The 1,232-nt window shown below is 75.4% G+C and carries 2 protein-coding genes; both read left to right on the top strand.

The genetic code is table 11. The annotated features are described in order from the left end of the window. The first annotated feature begins 61 nt into the window (after positions 1-61). Complete coding sequence (gene cobO / locus H5J30_RS34245; protein WP_181791711.1) at positions 62-679, top strand: cob(I)yrinic acid a,c-diamide adenosyltransferase; 618 nt, start codon at positions 62-64, stop codon at positions 677-679. 7 nt (positions 680-686) lie between these two features. Further along, positions 687-1,232: nucleotide-binding protein (locus tag H5J30_RS34240; RefSeq protein ID WP_181791710.1), on the top strand; the 546-nt coding region annotated here is incomplete at its 3' end.

Here is a 1,232-nt window from a genome sequence, read left to right as displayed (position 1 = left end):
GTGCCGTACGCGAAGGGCCCGCCGCCGGGCGCGGGCCGGGGAGTCCGGGGAGGGCCGCCTGATGCCGAAGGGACAGCCGGCCGCCGTGCCGGACGACGGCCTGACGACGCGGCAGCGCCGCAACCGCCCGCTGGTCGTGGTGCACACGGGCCCGGGCAAGGGGAAGTCCACGGCCGCCTTCGGGCTGGCGCTGCGGGCCTGGAACCAGGGGTGGCCGATCGGGGTGTTCCAGTTCGTGAAGTCCGCCAAGTGGCGGGTCGGCGAGGAGCGGGCGCTGCGGGTCCTCGGCGCGAGCGGCGAGGGCGGCACGGTGGCGTGGCACAAGATGGGCGAGGGCTGGTCGTGGATCCAGCGGCCGGCCAGGGACGGCGGGGACGCCGAGCCGGACAACGAGGCGAGGGCCCGGGAGGGCTGGGAGCAGGTCAAGCGGGACCTGGCGGCGCAGACGTACCGGCTGTACGTGCTCGACGAGTTCGCCTACCCGATGCACTGGGGCTGGGTGGACACCGCCGAGGTGGTCTCGGTGCTGCGGGACCGGCCGGGCAGCCAGCACGTCGTCGTCACCGGCCGCAACGCACCGGCGCCGCTGGTCGAGTCCGCCGATCTCGTCACGGAGATGGGCAAGGTCAAACACCCCATGGACGCGGGCCAGAAGGGCCAGCGGGGAATCGAATGGTGAGTCTCCCGTGATCGACATCCCCCGGCTCGTCGTCGCCGCGCCGGCCTCCGGCAGCGGCAAGACGACGGTCGCGACGGGCCTGATGGCGGCGTTCGCCGCCGCCGGCCTGACCGTCTCGCCGCACAAGGCGGGCCCCGACTACATCGACCCCGGCTACCACGCGCTCGCCGTCGCCGACTCCCCCGACGGCGGGCGCCCGGGCCGGAACCTGGACGCGCACATGTGCGGCCCCGGCCTCGTCGCCCCGCTGTTCGCGCACGGCGCGGCGGGCGCGGACGTGGCGGTCGTGGAGGGCGTGATGGGCCTGTACGACGGCGCCTCGGGCGCCGGCGAGTCGGGCTCGACGGCGGAGCTGGCGAAGCTGCTGCGCGCGCCGGTGGTGCTGGTGGTCGACGCCTCCGGGCAGTCGCGGTCGGTGGCGGCGCTGGTGCACGGGTTCGCGTCGTGGGATCCGGAGGTACGGATCGGGGGCGTCGTCCTGAACCGGGTCGCCTCCGACCGCCACGAGTCCCTGCTGCGCGAGGCCCTGGACGAGGCGGGCGTCCCGGTACTG

This window comes from Streptomyces phytophilus, assembly GCF_013870535.1.
GTDB lineage: Bacteria > Actinomycetota > Actinomycetes > Streptomycetales > Streptomycetaceae > Streptomyces > Streptomyces phytophilus.
Note: the sequence above shows the minus strand (reverse complement) of the source record. Positions and strands in the feature narration are given on the sequence as shown.